15 protein-coding genes are annotated in these 16,798 nt (G+C 71.7%); 12 read left to right on the top strand and 3 right to left on the bottom strand.

Annotated features, from left to right (window positions below):
* Positions 1-8: 8 nt before the first annotated feature.
* Positions 9-674, bottom strand: a complete 666-nt coding sequence (locus tag OG247_RS11875) for an HAD family acid phosphatase (RefSeq protein ID WP_327252203.1) — start codon at positions 672-674, stop codon at positions 9-11.
* 202 nt (positions 675-876) lie between these two features.
* Here OG247_RS11875 and OG247_RS11870 point away from each other — a divergent pair, with 202 nt between their 5' ends.
* A complete protein-coding gene (locus OG247_RS11870; protein WP_327252202.1) occupies positions 877-1,083 on the top strand; it encodes a hypothetical protein in 207 nt (68 codons plus the stop codon).
* A 4-nt stretch (positions 1,084-1,087) separates the two neighbouring features.
* Here OG247_RS11870 and OG247_RS11865 read toward each other — a convergent pair whose 3' ends face one another.
* Positions 1,088-1,981 carry a hypothetical protein gene (locus tag OG247_RS11865; protein WP_327252201.1) on the bottom strand — a complete coding sequence of 298 codons (894 nt, stop codon included), beginning with the start codon at positions 1,979-1,981 and terminating at the stop codon, positions 1,088-1,090.
* A 143-nt stretch (positions 1,982-2,124) separates the two neighbouring features.
* On the opposite strand from OG247_RS11865, the gene OG247_RS11860 reads away from it, so the two are divergent.
* The 9 genes from OG247_RS11860 to OG247_RS11820 all read left to right on the top strand — a co-directional run bounded on the left by OG247_RS11860 (position 2,125) and on the right by OG247_RS11820 (position 12,545).
* The gene (locus OG247_RS11860; RefSeq protein WP_442813258.1) at positions 2,125-2,907 is read left to right on the top strand and encodes a serine protease; all 783 of its coding nucleotides are present in this window, start codon (positions 2,125-2,127) and stop codon (positions 2,905-2,907) included.
* Positions 2,908-3,175: 268 nt separating this feature from the next.
* On the top strand, positions 3,176-3,835 hold the full coding sequence (locus OG247_RS11855) for a response regulator transcription factor (protein WP_327252199.1): 660 nt from the start codon (positions 3,176-3,178) through the stop codon (positions 3,833-3,835).
* Positions 3,836-4,017: 182 nt separating this feature from the next.
* Complete coding sequence (locus OG247_RS11850; protein ID WP_327252198.1) at positions 4,018-4,284, top strand: hypothetical protein; 267 nt, start codon at positions 4,018-4,020, stop codon at positions 4,282-4,284.
* Positions 4,281-5,468 (top strand): sensor histidine kinase, encoded by a 1,188-nt coding sequence (locus tag OG247_RS11845; protein WP_327252197.1) that lies wholly within the window; start codon positions 4,281-4,283, stop codon positions 5,466-5,468. The genes OG247_RS11850 and OG247_RS11845 overlap by 4 nt, the downstream gene beginning before the upstream one ends.
* A gap of 295 nt (positions 5,469-5,763) precedes the next feature.
* Positions 5,764-6,087, top strand: coding sequence for a chorismate mutase (locus OG247_RS11840; RefSeq protein WP_327252196.1), 324 nt, complete (start codon positions 5,764-5,766; stop codon positions 6,085-6,087).
* Between the two features lie 37 nt (positions 6,088-6,124).
* Entirely contained in the window at positions 6,125-8,665 is a 2,541-nt protein-coding gene (pepN, locus tag OG247_RS11835) for an aminopeptidase N (RefSeq protein WP_327252195.1), read from the top strand.
* A gap of 210 nt (positions 8,666-8,875) precedes the next feature.
* Positions 8,876-9,037 (top strand): hypothetical protein, encoded by a 162-nt coding sequence (locus tag OG247_RS11830; RefSeq protein ID WP_327252194.1) that lies wholly within the window; start codon positions 8,876-8,878, stop codon positions 9,035-9,037.
* Between the two features lie 701 nt (positions 9,038-9,738).
* Positions 9,739-11,139 (top strand): pyridoxal phosphate-dependent decarboxylase family protein, encoded by a 1,401-nt coding sequence (locus OG247_RS11825; protein ID WP_327252193.1) that lies wholly within the window; start codon positions 9,739-9,741, stop codon positions 11,137-11,139.
* On the top strand, positions 11,136-12,545 hold the full coding sequence (locus tag OG247_RS11820) for a lysine N(6)-hydroxylase/L-ornithine N(5)-oxygenase family protein (RefSeq protein ID WP_327252192.1): 1,410 nt from the start codon (positions 11,136-11,138) through the stop codon (positions 12,543-12,545). The genes OG247_RS11825 and OG247_RS11820 overlap by 4 nt, the downstream gene beginning before the upstream one ends.
* A gap of 25 nt (positions 12,546-12,570) precedes the next feature.
* On the opposite strand, the gene OG247_RS11815 is transcribed toward OG247_RS11820, so the two are convergent.
* Entirely contained in the window at positions 12,571-14,382 is a 1,812-nt protein-coding gene (locus OG247_RS11815) for a bifunctional metallophosphatase/5'-nucleotidase (protein WP_327252191.1), read from the bottom strand.
* A 139-nt stretch (positions 14,383-14,521) separates the two neighbouring features.
* Here OG247_RS11815 and OG247_RS11810 point away from each other — a divergent pair, with 139 nt between their 5' ends.
* Positions 14,522-15,223, top strand: coding sequence for an SIMPL domain-containing protein (locus tag OG247_RS11810; protein ID WP_327252190.1), 702 nt, complete (start codon positions 14,522-14,524; stop codon positions 15,221-15,223).
* A gap of 146 nt (positions 15,224-15,369) precedes the next feature.
* Positions 15,370-16,797 (top strand): pyruvate kinase, encoded by a 1,428-nt coding sequence (gene pyk, locus OG247_RS11805; RefSeq protein ID WP_327252189.1) that lies wholly within the window; start codon positions 15,370-15,372, stop codon positions 16,795-16,797.
* Position 16,798: the final 1 nt, after the last annotated feature.

The following is a 16,798-nucleotide window of genomic DNA, read 5'->3' as shown; positions in this document are numbered from 1 at the left end:
GTCTCGGCCTAGGAGAGCTTGCCGTTGTAGTCAGGCAGCTTGACGGTGCGCTCGGCGTGGCCGCCGACCAGGTCGCTCTGGTTGTTGCCGATGTTGGCGATGATCGTGTAGCCGCGCGCCTCGATCTCCGCGCGCTTGGCCGTCTTGTAGGCGCTGACCTCGCCGAACAGGGCGGGCAGGTCGCGGACGTAGAGGCCCGAGACGGGGTAGCCGACCGCCTTGAGGTTGCGCTCGGTGAGGGAGTAGACGATCCCCGGGCGGGCGGTGACGAAGAAGATGGCGACCCCGCGGTCGTTCGCGTACCGGGTCAGGTCGCGGACCTGGGCGATCGCGGGGGTCGGGAAGGTCCAGAACCAGTGGAAGTCCGTCTCCAGCGACGAGTTGTCGATGTCGAGGACGATCGCCGGCTTCTCGCCGGCCGGCGAGGCGGCGATGCGCTGCTCGATCCCGGGGCGGGCCGCGCCGATGACGGCGGACACGTCGCGCTGCCAGGTGCCGTAATCGATGCCCAGGATCGCCGCGTTGCCGCCCGGCGCGGAGGCGGTGACGGCGGTCACGGCGGGGGCGGCCGTCGTGGCGGGGGCCGCCTGGGCGGCGGTGGCCGGAACCAGGGCCAGTACGGCTGCGGCTACGGCCACTGCGGCGGCAGTGGTACGGGTGCGGGTGCTGCGCATGGGGGACGCTCCTCGATCACGTGTTGGCATGTACGTGACCAGGCTGGAGATCGTCCGCCCTGATGTCTACTGGCTGGTAAGTAACTTTTCATGACCGCGCGGTGAATCTCCGTCACTCGTCACTCGTCACACCTGGAGCCGGGTCCGCGGGTGGGCGGCGGAGTGGGGTGTTCCGCCCTTGGGGACCGGGCACAGCGTCCGTATGAGTGAAGGCGTCATCGCGCTGATCGTCGTGTCCGGGACCATCGTCGCTTGGGGCGCGATCTACTTCGCGGCCCACCGCTCGACCTATGGCGGCAGCCACTCGACGGTCACCCGCAGGAGCGGCAGCGACAGCGGGGGTGGTGACGCGGGCTGCGGCGGGGGAGTCGGCTGCGGCGGCGACTCCGGGGGCTGCGGCGGCGACTGACCGCTCAGGTGTCGCAGTCCAGCACCGTGCGGCACAGCCCGCAGCGTGCCCGGACCGGTCCGCCGTGCGCGGGCAGCCGCAGCCGCTGGCCGCACACCGGGCACGGGAAGCTCACCCGTAGTCCGCCCGCGTGCTCCTCGAAGCCGTACGGGGCCCCGGGCGGGGCGGCCCCGCTCCGGCGGGCCGCCGCGTACCGCAGCCGCTCCCGCCGGCCCGCGGCCGCGAGGGGGGCCCGGTGCAGGTCCCGGTCGGCCAGGGCGCGGCCGCGCACGTACGCCTCGTAGGCCTGCGGGCTGGTGAACCACGCGGAGAGGTCCTCGCCGCCGAGGAACCGGCCGCGTCGGGCGAGGACGTAGCCGAACTCCTCCGGGGTGAGGTAGCCGAGCTTCTGGTGGGTCAGCTCGTCCTCCCGGTAGGCGTCGAGCAGCAGCCAGCCGGCGCCCAGGTAGGCGGCGGCGGTGTCGGTGAGGATCTCGTTGCCGATGGTCGAGGGGAAACGCAGGTCCAGGCGGTGCAGCAGCACGTGCGTGACCTCGTGGGCAAGGGCGGCCGCCAGATCGCCGCGGTGGGCGCGGAAGCGGTCGTTGACCTCGACGAAGTACTCGGGGCCGGCGGCCAGTTCCACGGTCGCCGCCTCCTCCATCGGCCGGAACCCCACGATCAGGCGCGCGTCGGGCAGCCGCAGGGCGCGGACCATCGCGGACGCCACCCGGTGGGCCCCGAGGTGCAGGTCCTCGGAGGCGGGGAAGGCCGCGTCGGCGGGGGCGAAGGGCGTGTCGTAGGCGCGGATCCCGTCGGCGGACAGCCGCCGGAACAGCGCGGTGACGGCCGCGCGGACCGTCTCCAGGTGCGGAAATCCGTGCTCGATCGGGCTGCTCCGCCGACCGTTGTGCGTCATCGGGCACCTCCGGCCGGAAGTTGTCCGAAAACGCGTTCTTGAAGCCCTCCGTGCGGGCAGTGTGTCATGTCCCCGTCACCCATGCGGTCCATCCCACCCGTCATGGAGTGACGCGCACGGCCCAACCCCCCACGAAAGGCAGTGTGTCGACTGTGTCCAGCCTCGTCACCACCCTCAAGCGCGCCCTCGCCGTCGGAGCGGTGGCCCTCGCGGCCGTCAGCCTCCAGCCCGGCACCGCAACCGCCGGCACGGCGCCCGTCGTCGGCGGAACCCGCGCCGCCCAGGGCGAGTTCCCCTTCATGGTCCGCCTCTCCATGGGCTGCGGCGGCGCCCTCTACACCCAGCAGATCGTGCTCACCGCCGCCCACTGCGTCGGCAGCTCCGGCAACAACACCTCCATCACCGCCACCGCCGGAGTCGTCGACCTCAACAGCTCCAGCGCCATCAAGGTCAAGTCCACCAAGGTGCTCCGGGCCCCCGGCTACAACGGCACGGGCAAGGACTGGGCCCTGATCAAACTCGCCAAGCCCATCAACCTGCCCACCCTCAAGATCGCCGACACCAAGGCCTACGACAACGGCACCTTCACCGTCGCCGGCTGGGGCGCCACCCGGGAAGGCGGAGGCCAGCAGCGCTACCTGTACAAGGCCACCGTCCCCTTCGTCTCCGACGCCTCCTGCCAGGACTCCTACGGCAGCTCCCTCGTGCCCGCCGAGGAGATCTGCGCCGGATTCGACGCGGGCGGCGTCGACACCTGCCAGGGCGACTCCGGCGGCCCCATGTTCCGCCGGGACAACGCCAACGCCTGGATCCAGGTCGGCATAGTCAGCTGGGGAGAGGGCTGCGCCCGCCCCGACTACCCCGGCGTCTACACGGAGGTCTCCACCTTCGCGGCGGCGATCAAGAGCGCGGCCGCCACGCTCTGACCGACCCCCGGCCCCGTTGACCTCCTCCTCCCGGCCCGCCCGACAGTGGCCGGAAGAATGAGGCGCGATGCCCCACATGTCCGTAAGGTCGACCGCAGTACCGTGAGGCCGGAACGAAGCCGTTCCGGCCTCACGGCATGCTCCCGACGGTCTGCTGTGCGGTTGCGGGCCGAGGCGCCCGCAGGTCCCATGGAGAGATCCCACCGGGTGGGAAAGCCGGGGAAGCCGGACCAGCACAGGCAACGGGCGACAGTGGGGCAGGCGGCGCATGACGATCAGAGTGATCATCGCGGACGACCAGGAGATGGTCAGGACCGGCTTCCGGATGATCCTCGAAAGCCAGCCGGACATCGAGGTGGTGGCCGACGTCGAAGACGGCGAAGCGGCCCTCGCAGCCGTCGCCGAACACCGGCCCGACGTCCTGCTCCTCGACATCCGCATGCCCAAACTCGACGGACTCGAAGTCACCCGCCGGCTCTCCGGCCGCGAAACCCCCCGCATCGTCATCGTCACCACCTTCGACCTCGACGAGTACGTCCACGCGGCGCTCCACGGCGGAGCGTCTGGCTTCCTCCTCAAAGACGCGAGCCCGGCCATGCTGGTTGAAGCGGTGCGGGCGGCAGCCGTCGGAGACTCCCTCGTCTCACCCGCCATCACCGTACGGCTGCTGCGCGAAATGGCCCTCCGCACCCCGGCCGCCTCCGCCGCCGCCCGCCGCCCCGCCGAACCCCTGACGGACCGGGAACGCGAGGTCGTACGCTGCCTCGCGCGCGGGCTGACCAACGCCGAGATCGCGGGCGAGCTCTTCGTCTCCCTCTCCACCGTCAAGACCCACCTGGCCAACGTCCAGGCCAAACTCGACGCCCGCAACCGCGTGGAAATCGCCGCCTGGGCCTGGGAGAGCGGCCTGGCAGGCACCCCGGCGTGACCCGCCCCCACCTCCTGAACACCGCCGGCCCAATTCAGCCTCGCCGGCGTGTGAGGCACGGGGCCCGGGGCGACGCCCCAGGAAGCCGGCGCACGCCGCCCCCGACGACACCGGCCGCGACGGGTACGGGCGGCGCCTGGGCGAGCGACCGCCCCCACACCCCGGGCGGAGCCACCCGAGGTATGGGGGCAGCCCCCTCGATGGCGCCCCGCACCCCGGGCGGAGCCGCCCGCGCCCCGGGCGCAGCCCCCTCGACGGAGCCCCGCACCCTCGGCGGAGCCACCCGCACGGCGTCCCCGACGACACCGGCCGCGACGGGTACGGGCAGGGCCCCGGCGAGCGACCGCTCCCACACCTCGGGCGGAGCCGCCCGCGCCCCGGGCGCAGCCCCCTCGACGGAGCCCCGCGCCCCCGGCGGAGCCACCCGCACGCTCCGGGGCCCGACGTGAGCCCCCTGGGGCCATGGGCCCGCCGCCACCCCCACGCCGCGGACTGGATCCGCATCCTCCTCTCCGTCACCCTCCTCTCCCTCGTCACCTTCGAGGGCGTCGTCCTGGCCCGCCAGCCCAGCACCCCGCACGCCGCCGTCTGGGTGTCGGGCCTCCTCGTCTGCCTCAGCGCCGCGCCCTGGCCGGGCATCCCCCTCCTCGTCCGCGCCTGGTTCGCCGCCGCCGTCACCTGGACCGTCACCCTCTCCCTGATCTTCAGCAACCTCCCCCTGGTCGTCTGGGGCGGCGGCGAGGCCATCGCCCTGCTCGTCCTCCTCACCCAGGTCCTGCTCCGCGCCCCCGCCCGCACCGCCGCCGTCCTCGGCCCCCTCCTCGGCCTCGGCTCGATGGCGGCCCCCGTCCGCGACGCGGACCCGGGCCGCTTCACGCTGCTCTTCTCCGTGCTCGCCGTCGTCGTCACCGCGTACTCCCTGCTCCTGCGCCTGCAGTCCGTCCAGCGCGTCCGCGAACTGCGCGCCGTACGCAGCGCCGAGCGCCTGGAACTGGCCCGCGAGCTCCACGACCTCGTCGCCCACCACGTGACGGGGATCGTCGTCGAGGCGCGCGCCGCCCGCTACACCAAGGTCTCCGCCGAACGCGCCGGCGAAATCTTCGGCCGCATCGAGTCCGCCGGGGACGAGGCGCTCGGCTCCATGCGCCGCCTGGTCAAGATCCTCCGCGAGGGCGCCGCCGACACCGACCCGGAGACGGGCAAGGGCACCGGCAACCCCGGCCCCGCCGGTACGGCCCCCGTCGCGGGCCTCCGCGAGATCCGCGGGCTGACGGAACGGTTCGCCGCCACCGGCCCGCCCGTCGTCCTCTACGTGGAGGAAGGCCTGGAGGCCCGGCTCCCCGCCGACGTCGCCGCCACCGCCCACCGCATCGTCCTCGAAGCCCTCACCAACATCGGCAAACACGCCGCCACCGCCACCGCCCTCCGGATCGGCCTGCGCACCGTCCCGGCCGGCCTGGAAGTACGGATCGCCGACGACGGCGGCCGCCCCGCGAAACTCTCCGAGAACGCCCGCGGCGGCGGCTACGGCCTCGTCGGCATGGCCGAACGCGCCGAAGCCCTCGGCGGCTCCCTCACCGCCGGCCCCGCCCCCGAAGGCGGCTGGCTGGTCACAGCCGTCCTACCCCTCTAGGCCGCCTCTTCCGACCCTTACCCCGGTCGTCCCGCCCCAACGGCCCTGCCTGAGCCCGTACCCGTACCGGGCCGGGTTGCCGGGGGCTCCCTCCGGTCGTGTCGCCGGGGACGGAACCGGCCCCTCCGCTCGGCCCCGTACCGTCCCACCCGCGGAGCGACCCTCGGGGGTCCGCGCGGTCCGTACCCGGCGCGCTCCGAACCTCGGCGCGCACCAGCGCGCCCCCGCGCCCGTCCCGTCTCAATGGCCGATCGGCCGACGAACCGAACGTGCACGCCACGTATTCTCGTGGACCATGAACACCAGGGACATCGACGAGAACGTCACCGCCGAGCTGGCCCGGCTCAGGGACAGCATCGACAACATCGACGCGGCCGTGGTCCACATGCTCGCCGAGCGGTTCAAGTGCACCCAGCAGGTCGGCCACCTCAAGGCCCGCCACCAGCTGCCCCCGGCCGACCCGGGTCGCGAGGCCAGCCAGATCGCCCGGCTGCGACAGCTCGCCGAGAACGCCAAACTCGACCCCGCCTTCGCCGAGAAGCTCCTGAACTTCATCATCGCCGAGGTCATCCGCCACCACGAGACGATCGCCGCCGGCGAAGGCGAAGACGCCGAATAGAAGCCGGGGCCCGGCGCCGGCACCACCATCCGGCAGCATGGGCCCCATGTCCGCACTGACGCGCAACGAAGCGCAGCTCCGAGCCCGACTCATCGACGTCCGGCACTACGAGGTCGCCCTCGACCTCACCACCGGCGACGAGACCTTCGAGTCCCGCACCGTCATCCGGTTCACCGCCCGTGCCGCCGGCGACACCTTCGTCGAGCTGAAACCGGACGAACTGCGCTCCGCCGCCCTCGACGGACACCCCCTGGACCCGGCCTCCCTCACCGACGGCCGCCTCCCCCTCACCGGCCTCACCGAGGGCCCCCACGAGCTCCGCATCGCCGCCCGCATGCGCTACTCCCGCACCGGCGAAGGCCTGCACCGCTTCACCGACCCCGCGGACGGGGAGACGTACGTCTACACCCAGATGTTCCTGGACGACGTCCAGCGCGTCTTCCCGGCCTTCGACCAGCCCGACCTCAAGGCCGTGTTCGAGTTCACCGTCACCGCCCCCGCGCACTGGACCGTCCTCGCCAACGGCATCACCTCCCGCATCGGCGAACGCCTCGGCGACGGCGCTGGCGGCTCGGGCGACGGCTCCGCCTCCGAGGCCGGCATCTGGGCCTCCGCCCCCACCCCCGTCATCTCCACCTACCTCGCCGCCGTCGCCGCCGGCCCCTGGCACAGCGTCCGCATCGAACACGCCGGGATCCCCTTCGGCATCCACTGCCGCCGCTCCCTCGCCCCCCACCTCGACGCCGACGCGCGAGAGATCCTCGACCTCACCACCGCCTGCTACGACCGCTTCCACGAGAAGTTCACCGAGCCCTACCCCTTCGACTCCTACGACCAGGCCTTCGTACCCGAGTTCAACGCCGGCGCCATGGAGAACCCGGGACTGGTCACCTTCCGCGACGACTACGTCTTCCGCTCCGCCGTCACCGACGCCGAACGCCAGCGCCGCGCCGTCACCATCGCCCACGAGATGGCCCACATGTGGTTCGGCGACCTCGTCACCCTCAGCTGGTGGGACGACATCTGGCTGAACGAGTCCTTCGCCGAGTTCATGGGCTACCAGACCCTCATCGAAGCCACCCGCTTCACCGAGACCTGGACCGGCTTCGGCATGGAACGCAAACCCTGGGGCTACGACGCCGACCAGCGCCCCTCCACCCACCCCGTCGCCCCGGACGCCGCCTCCGTCCCCGACACCGCCTCCGCCCTCCTCAACTTCGACGGCATCTCCTACGCCAAGGGCGCCTCCGCCCTGCGCCAACTCGTCGCCTGGCTCGGCGACAAGGACTTCCTGGCCGGCATCAACACCCACTTCGCCCGCCACAAGTTCGCCAACGCCTCCCTCGCCGACTTCGTCGACTCCCTCGCCGCCCACACCGACCGCGACGTCCACACCTGGGCCGAGACCTGGCTGCGCACCACCGGCGTCGACACCCTCACCCCCCGGCTCGAAGAGAGCCACGGAGGCTGGACCCTCACCGTCGACCGCACCGGCAACCGCCCCCACCACATCGCAGCCGGCCTTTACGACCGCGCCCCCGACGGCGTCATCGAACCGCGCGAGGTCCTCGCCCTCGACGTCCCCTCCGACGAGGTCCTCTCCGTGAGCGGCCCGCGCCCCGCCCTCCTCGTCCTCAACGACGGAGACCTCACCTACGCCAAGGTCCGCCTCGACGAGACCTCACTGGAAACCGCCCTGCGCGGCATGTCCCGCATCCCCGACCCGCTCACCCGCGCCGTCGTCTGGAACTCCCTGCGCGACATGGTCCGCGACGGCGAACTGGGCGCCGCCGACTACCTGGCGACCGCCGAAGCCCACGTACCCGAGGAAACCGACCTCGCGATCGTCCAGGGCGTCCTCACCTTCACCCGCGCCCAGATCGCCGACCGCTACCTCACCCCCGACCGCCGGGGCGACGCCCTCACCACCCTCACCGCCATCGCCCGCGACCTGCTGCGGCGCACCGAGGACGGCTCCGACCCCGGCCTGCGGCTCGTCGCCGTCCGCACCCTCGTCGACAGCGCCACCCAGCCCGACACCATCGCCGGCTGGCTCGCCGAAGGCACCGTCCCCGGCGGCCCCGAACTCGACCCCGAACTGCGCTGGCGCATCCTCGCCCGCCTGTCCGTCCTCGGCGCGGCCGGCGAAGCCGAGATCGACGAGGCCCTCGCCGCCGACCCCAGCGCCACCGGCCGCGAAGGCGCCGCCCGCTGCCGGGCCGCCCTCCCGACGGCCGAGGCCAAGGCCGCAGCCTGGCAGCGCCTCTTCCACGACGACTCCCTGTCCAACTACCTCTTCACCGCCACCGCCCAAGGCTTCTGGCAGCCCGAACAGGCCGACCTGGTACGGGAGTACGTGCCGCAGGCCTACTCCGAGGCCGTCACCCTCGCCGCCCGCCGAGGCCCCGCCATCGCCGACGCGGCAGGCCGCTGGGCCCTCCCCGGCCACGAGATCACCGAAGCCAACCTCCAGGCCGGCCACACCGCCCTGACCTCCCCCGACATCACCCCGCTCCTCCACCGCAAGCTCGTCGACCACCTCGACGACCTCACCCGCGCCCTACGCGCCCGCCCCTAACCCACAGCACCGGCGAAACCCGACCGCGCCCACCCGGCCCCCACCCCCACCGCGGGCTGGGGGCCCACCACAAGCCCACCCCCACCCAGAAGCCACCACCCCGCCCGCGCCGCCCACTCCGCCTCGCTTGCCCTGCCCGCCCCGCCTGACGGCGTTCGCCCGCCCCGCCGGGCCACGCCCGCCCGGCGGCGTTCGCGCACTCCGCCCGGCGTGGTGCCTCCGCCTGCCCTGCCCCTCCGCCTCGCCCGGCCGCTCCCGCTCCGCCTCACCGGCCCCGCCCAGCCCAGCCCCGGCCACGCCCAGCCCAGCCCCGGCCACGCCCAGCCCAGCCCCGGCCACGCCCAGCCCAGCCCCGGCCACGCCCAGCCCTGACCTGGTCGCGCCCAGCCCAACTGGCCGCGCTCGCCCGCCCAGTTGGGCTCGCCCTGCCCCGCCTGTCCTCCACTGGAGTGGCTCCGACTCCACTGCCCGCACCGCCTCGCCCGGCCGGGTCCGCTCCGCCTCGCCGGCCACGCCCAGCCCTGGCGGCGTTCGCCCGCCCAGTTGGGCCCGCCCTGCCCCGCCTGGCGGCGTTCGCCCGCCCCGCCCCGCCTCGCCCGCCCGCCCCGCCTCGCCCGCCCGGCCCGCCCGGCCCGCCCGGCCCGCCCGGCCCGCCCGGCCCGCCCGGCCCGCCCGGCCCGGCGGGGCCCGCCCCTCGGGCTGCAGGCCCCCTGTACGTGCCCGCCCGTCTCGCCGCACCCGCGCCATCGCCCAGAACGCCACCGTGTCGACCAGCGCGCCGATCAGCAGCGCAGCGTAGACGGACCGCTGGCCCCCACGCCCATGCCCAGGGACCGAAGGCCGATGGATCCGCCACCTCGTCGGCGGCAGGCGGCCGCAGGCGGCCTCAGCGCGCCCCCGCCACCGTCGGCGCGACGCGCACCTCCCCCTCCCGGCCACCGCCGACGGCTTGAAATCAACCACTCATAAACCCGGGCGGTTACCCCATTCGGGTCGGATCGTTGTACCCCCCGGGTCCCCGACCCAGCGAGCGGCACCACCCGCCGCCGAACCGTTCCCGTGAGGACAACCGCATGACAGCGCCCCCCGGCACAGGCAGACGCGGCAACGCCCCGCTCGCCGGAGGACCCCACGGACCCGACGCCCTGCAACCACTCCTCGCCACCGTCCTCGACGCCCTGCGCACCGGAGCCCGCGCCCGCGGCGGACCACTCCCGGCCGGCGGACCCGAGGCCGTCACCGACCGCGTCACCGCAGCACTGGGCGAGGTGTTCCCCGACCACGGACACGGCGACCACGAAGCGCTACGGACCCTCGTCCACACCCTCACCGCCGGCGCCGCCGACCCCGCCGACCCCCTGTGCGCAGCCCACCTGCACTGCCCGCCCCTCGCCGTCGCGGCCGCCGCCGACCTCGCCGCCAGCGCCCTCAACGCCTCCCTCGACTCCTGGGACCAGGCCCCCGCCGCCTCCGCCCTCGAAGCCCTCCTCACCCGCACACTCGCCGCCGAGTTCCACGACACCCCCCACCCCGACGCCGTCCTCACCACCGGCGGCACCGAAGCCAACCACCTCGCCCTCCTCCTCGCCCGCGAACGCCACGGCCCCCACCTCACCGTCCTGCACGGCGCCAACGCCCACCACTCCATCCCGCGCGCCGCCTGGCTCCTCGGCCTGCCCCCCGCCCGCAGCCTCCCCACCCCCACCGGAACCCTCACCCCCGCCACCCTCGCCGAAGCCCTCGCCACCACCACCGGCCCCGTCCTCGTCACTGCCACCGCCGGCACCACCGACGCCGGACTCATCGACCCCCTCGACGCCCTCGCCGACCTCTGCGACCAGCACGGCGCCGACCTCCACATCGACGCCGCCTACGGCGGCCTCCTCCACCTCAGCCCCCGCCACCGACCCAAACTCGCCGGCCTCCACCGCGCCCGGTCGATCACCATCGACCTCCACAAACTCGGCTGGCAACCCATCGCCGCCGGACTCCTCACCGTCCCCGACACCACCCTGCTCGCCCCCCTCACCCACCAGGCCGACTACCTCAACGCCCCCGACGACACCCAAGCCGGCCTGCCCGACCTCCTCGGCCGCTCCCTGCGCACCACCCGCCGCGCAGACGCCCTCAAAATCGCCGCCACCCTGCGCTCCCTCGGCCGAGACGGCCTCACCCACCTCATCGACCGCACCTGCGCCCGCGCCGAACAACTCGCCCGACTCCTCGAAGCACACCCCGCCTTCGAACTCCACGCGGCGCCCACCATCAGCACCGTCCTGTTCCGGCCCACCCACGCCGACGACACCGCACTGGCCACCCTGCGCCGCACCCTCCTCCAGGGCGGCACCGCCGTACTGGGCCGAGCCACCGCCGACGGCCGCCTCTGGCTCAAGGCCACCCTGCTCAACCCCCACACCACGGCGGGGGACCTGGACGCCCTCGTGAACCTCCTGGAAGGCAGCACCCACCGATGACCGCCCAGCACGATGCACCCCACGACCTCGTCGGAATCGGCATCGGCCCCTTCAACCTCTCCCTCGCGGCCCTAGCCCACGGCCTGCCCCAACAAGGCGCCGCGGAACTCGCCACCGCCTTCTACGACCAGCGCCGAGACTTCCGCTGGCACCCCGGACTCCTCATCGACGGAACCACCCTCCAAGTCCCCTTCCTCGCCGACCTCGTCACCCTCGCCGACCCCACCAGCCCCTGGTCATTCCTCAGCTACCTCAAGCACAAGGAACGCCTCTTCCCCTTCTACTTCGCCGAGAGCTTCCACATCCAGCGCGCCGAATACGACGCCTACTGCCGGTGGGTCGCCGGCCGCCTGCCCGGACTCCACTTCGGCCACCAGGTCGACGCCGTCCGCTGGAACCCCGAACACGACCTCTTCGAAGTCGACTTCACCCAAATCGACGCCGACGGAGAAGCCGAAGCCCTCGGCCGCACCTACACCCGCAACCTCGCCCTCGGCATCGGGACCGCCCCCTACATCCCCGAACCGCTGCGCCCCCTCGCCGAAGCCCCCACCGTCCCGGTGATCCACTCCTCCGAGTACCTCGACAACCGGCAGCGCATCCTCGGCGCCGACCACGTCACCGTCATCGGATCGGGCCAGTCCGGAGCCGAGGTCTTCCTCGACCTGCTCCGCTCCCGCCCCGCCGGCCGCGAACGCCTCACCTGGCTGGCCCGCACCCCCTCCTTCGCCCCCATGGAGTACTCCAAGCTCGGACTGGAACACTTCACCCCCGACTACACCCGCTACTTCCACTCCCTCCCCGAACCGGTCCGCGACCGCCTCGTCCCCGCCCAATGGCAACTCCACAAGGGCATCGACGCCGCCACCATCGCCGCCATCCACGAGGAGCTCTACCGCCGCACCCTCGACGGAGGCTGGCCCGACGCCGTCCTCACCCCCGGAGTCAGCGTCCGCACCGCCGGCCGCGTCGCCACCACCAAGGTCGAACTCCACCTCGAACACGTGGACCAGGGCGCCCGCTCCCGCCTCACCACCGACGCCGTCGTCCTCGCCACCGGCTACCGCGAACGCCCCCTCTCCCGCCTCCTCGCCGGACTCGACCCCTACCTGCGCAAGGACTCCTCCGGCCGCCCCCGCATCGACGACCGCTACCGGATGATCACCGACCCGGCCGTCACCGGAAGCGTCTTCGTCCAGAACGGCGAACGCCACACCCACGGCGTCGGAGCCCCCGACCTCGGCCTCGCCGCCTGGCGCAGCGCCGCCATCCTGAACACCCTGACGGGCAAAGAGCCCTACCCCCAGCCCACCCGCACGGCCTTCACCACCTTCGGCCTCGAACAGCGGGAGCACACCCGGCCCCAACCCGCCGGCGAACTGCTCCCACTGGTCGAGCACCCGTAAGGAGAAACGTTTAGAGCACCATCGGCTAGAAGACAGGTGCCCCGGCTCGGGTCAGCCGCCAGTCCACGGACGCGAACTGCGCCGGGTCCACCGTCCCCTTCGCCTTCACCCACTGGATGATCGTGTTGCGTATTTCATCCGAGTTCGCCCACAACTGCTTCGACTGCGGCACATGCGGGAAGTTCCCACCACCCGAAGCCCGGTAGTTGTTCACCGCCAGCACGAACTGCGCCGCCGGATCCACCGGCTTCCCCTGGAAGGACAACCCCGAGATCCGCGAACCCACCGCCTCGGAGATGTCGACGTCGTACGTCAACCCGTACACCGCGTCATAGTTGTAGTCCGGCGTACCCTCCGCGTTCGTCAGCTTCGCCGGATCCACCACATCGCCCGGCGCCGTGCGCACGTAGTACCTCGCCGAATACTCCAGGTAGTCCTTGACCTGCGCACCCGTCAGCAGCCGCGCCTCCAGCGTGTTCTCGAACGGATACAGACCCGCCGCATCCCTGATCGTCACCTGCCCGGCCGGAATCGCCGCCGTCCGCGAGAAACACGAAGCCTGCGACAGCACCGGCAGCGCAGCCCACTCCGTACCCGCCAGCGCACCCTTCACCGTCTCCGCCTGCACGTGGTTGATCAGATCGATGATCGCCACGTCCTTCACCGGACCGTCCGCCGAAGACATCGCCTGCGTCGACGTACCGATCACCTGGTTCACATACGCCACGACCTTGCGGTGCTCGTCCGACAGCAGGCCCACGATCTTCGGGTCCTCCACCGCCGTATTCGAGTTCAGCACCCGGGCCGACACCTTCGACACCGACCAGCAGCCCTTCGCCCACGTCAGCTCGAAGTCGAACAGCGTCAGCCGCTGCCCCCACTTCAGCGGCTCGGACAACACCACATCCTTGCCCGTCGCCTTGTTCCGCACCCGGTACTCCGGGATCTCCGTATGCGCGTGCCCCACCAGGATCGCGTCGATCCCCGGCACCTGCTCCGCCACCAGACCCGCCGCGTTCTCGATGTGCGGCAGCTGGTCCCCGTAACTCGACGTACCACTCGAACCCGAATGCGCCGACACGATCACCACATCCGCACCCAGCGACCGCAGCCGCGGCACGTACTTCGCGGCCTGCTCCTCAAGACCCGGGAACGTCATCTTCCCCTGCACGTTCGCCTTGTCCCAGATCGCGATCCCCGGATTCGTCAGACCCAGCACCGCCACCTTCACGTCCCGCCCGTGCGGAGTACGCAGCCGGTGCATGCTGTACGGCGGGAACGCCGGCCGCAGCGTCTTCGCATCCAGCGCGTTCGCCCCCAGCAGCGGGAAGTCGCACTGCTCCTCGAACTTCCGCAGCACCGGAATACCGTAATTGAACTCGTGGTTCCCCAGCGCCGCCGCGTCATAACCGATCGCGTTCATCGCCTGCGCCATCGGGTGAACCGGACCGCGCCGCGCGGTGATCGGATCCACCTTCGCGTAGTAGTACGAAAGCTGCGTCCCCTGAATGGTGTCCCCGGCATCGATCAGCAGCGTGTTGCGCCGCCCCTTCTCCGCCCGCACCTGGTTCACCAGCGTGGAGATCTTCGCCAGACCGACGTCGTTGTGCGCCTTGTCGTCGAACTCCTTGTCCGTGAAGTAGTCCCAGTTGAAGACGTTCCCGTGCAGGTCCGTCGTCCCCATCACCGTGAACGCGTACGTCCTCGCCCCCGCCGCCGAAGCGCCGCCGGCCACCGCGTCAGCCGCGGCGGCCGGGGTGCTCGTGGCCCCCGCCAACGCCACAGCCGCACCTGTCGCAGCCGAAGTACCCAGAAATGTCCTACGGTCCAAAGCCATGCCATCTCCCCTTGTGAGGTGCGTGCACAGATAGGCAACGCGCGTAGATTCTGACCCAGCAGTAACAAGCCGCAACACCCCCACCAGGTTTCGATCCGATGACCACCCCCGTACGAGCAGCAGTGCGAGAGTGAATCCCATGACCCAGGACGCATCGCACCAGCCCTACGGAACCCCCGAAGTCCCCCGCGTCGCAGTCCGCGGCGAAGCCACCCTCGAAGTCGACCCCGAAATCGCCCGCATCGGCATCACCGTCAGCGCCCGCGGCACCGACCGGCGCACCGCCCTCGAAGACCTCACCCGCCGCAACAACGCCGTCCTCGACCTCGTCAAAAGCTACGGCGACCCCGTCGAAAAACTCGAAACCGGCGCCTTCTCCATCACCCCCGAACTCACCCGCCACGGCCGCGGCGAACGCATCCGCGCCTACCACGGACGCGTCCACCTCACCGCCGAACTCAACGACTTCACCACCCTCGGCGAACTCACCACCCGCCTCGCCGACCTCGAACTGACCCAGGTCGACGGACCCTGGTGGGCCCTGCGCCCCACCTCCCCCGCCCACGGCGAAGCCCGCCGCCAAGCCGTCCTCGAAGCCGTCCAGCGCGCCCGCGAATACGCCGCCGCCCTCGGAGCCGACCTCGCCGCCCTCGTCGAACTCGCCGACCTCGGGGCCGAAAACGCCCCCGCCCCCTTCCAGGCAGCCGGCGCCGGCATGCGCACCATGGCCTTCAGCGCCGCCGAAGACGCAGGCGCCCCCGCCCTCGACCTCGAACCCCAGCGCCAGACCGTCTACGCGCAGGTGAACGCACGCTTCACGATGACCCCTCCCCAGCTCTGAAAACCTGAACGATCAGCGCCCCGGGGGTGCTCATCAGAGCACCCCCATGCACATTCAACAATTGTCAACAAGCTTTTGCTCAAAGGTTGTTGAGTGGACACTCGGAACCAATTTCCTACTCCCTGGTAGGGGCATACGCTCGCCTCATGCGCCGAGCGAAAATCGTATGTACCCTGGGCCCCGCCACCGACTCATACGACCAGATCAAAGCCCTGGTCGAAGCCGGAATGGACATCGCCCGCTTCAACCTCAGCCACGGCACCTACGCCGAACACGAGGACCGCTACCAGCGCGTCCGCAAGGCTGCCGACGAAACCGGCCGCAGCGTCGGCATCCTCGCGGACCTTCAAGGCCCGAAGATCCGCCTGGGCCGCTTCCGCGAAGGCCCCGTACTCCTTGAACGCGGCGACGAATTCACCATCACCGTCGAAGACCACGAAGGCGACCGCCACACCTGCGGCACCACCTACAAAGGCCTCGCCGGAGACGTCACCACCGGCGAACGCATCCTCGTAGACGACGGCCGCGTCACCCTCGAAGTCACCGCCGTCGACGGCCCCCGCGTCCACACCCGCGTCATCGAAGGCGGCATGGTCTCCGACAACAAGGGACTCAACCTCCCCGGCGTCGCAGTCTCCGTACCCGCCCTCTCCGAAAAAGACATCGACGACCTCCGCTGGGCCCTGCGCATCGGCGCCGACACCATCGCCCTCTCCTTCGTCCGCAGCGGCAGCGACATCGAAGACGTCCACCGCATCATGGACGAAGAAGGCCGACGCCTCCCCGTCATCGCCAAGGTCGAAAAGCCCCAAGCAGTCGAAAACATCGACGACATCGTCGCCGCCTTCGACGGCATCATGGTCGCCCGCGGAGACCTCGGCGTCGAAATGCCCCTGGAACAAGTCCCCATCGTCCAGAAGCGCGCCGTCAAGCTCGCCAAGCGCAACGCCAAGCCCGTCATCGTCGCCACCCAAATGCTCGACTCGATGATCGACAACTCCCGGCCCACCCGCGCCGAAGCCTCCGACGTCGCCAACGCCATCATCGACGGCACCGACGCCGTCATGCTCTCCGGCGAAACCAGCGTCGGCAAATACGCCATCGAAACCGTCCGCACCATGGCCCGCATCGTCGAAGCCGCCGAAGAAGACATCCTCGCCAAGGGCCTCCCCCCACTCACCGACCGCAACAAGCCCCGCACCCAAGGCGGAGCAGTCGCCCGCGCCGCCGCCGAAATGGGCGACTTCCTCGGCGCCAAATTCCTCGTCGCCTTCACCCAGAGCGGAGACACCGTCCGCCGGCTCTCCCGCTACCGCTCACCCATCCCCCTCCTCGCCTTCACCCCCGACCCCGCCACCCGCTCCCAGCTCAACCTCACCTGGGGCGTCGAAACCTTCCTCGGACCCCACGTCGACTCCACCGACGCCATGGTCGCCCAGGTCGAAGAAGAACTCCTGCGCATCGGCCGCTGCGTACCCGGCGACGTCGTCGTCATCACCGCCGGCTCACCCCCCGGCGTCAGCGGATCCACCAACCTGGTCCGCATCCACCACATCGGCGACGCAGTCCGCTGAC

Origin of the sequence: Streptomyces sp. NBC_01244 (genome assembly GCF_035987325.1) — a bacterium.
In the GTDB taxonomy this organism is placed as follows: domain Bacteria; phylum Actinomycetota; class Actinomycetes; order Streptomycetales; family Streptomycetaceae; genus Streptomyces.
The sequence above is the reverse complement of the archived record's forward strand: the minus strand, read 5'-3'. Positions and strand labels throughout refer to the sequence as shown.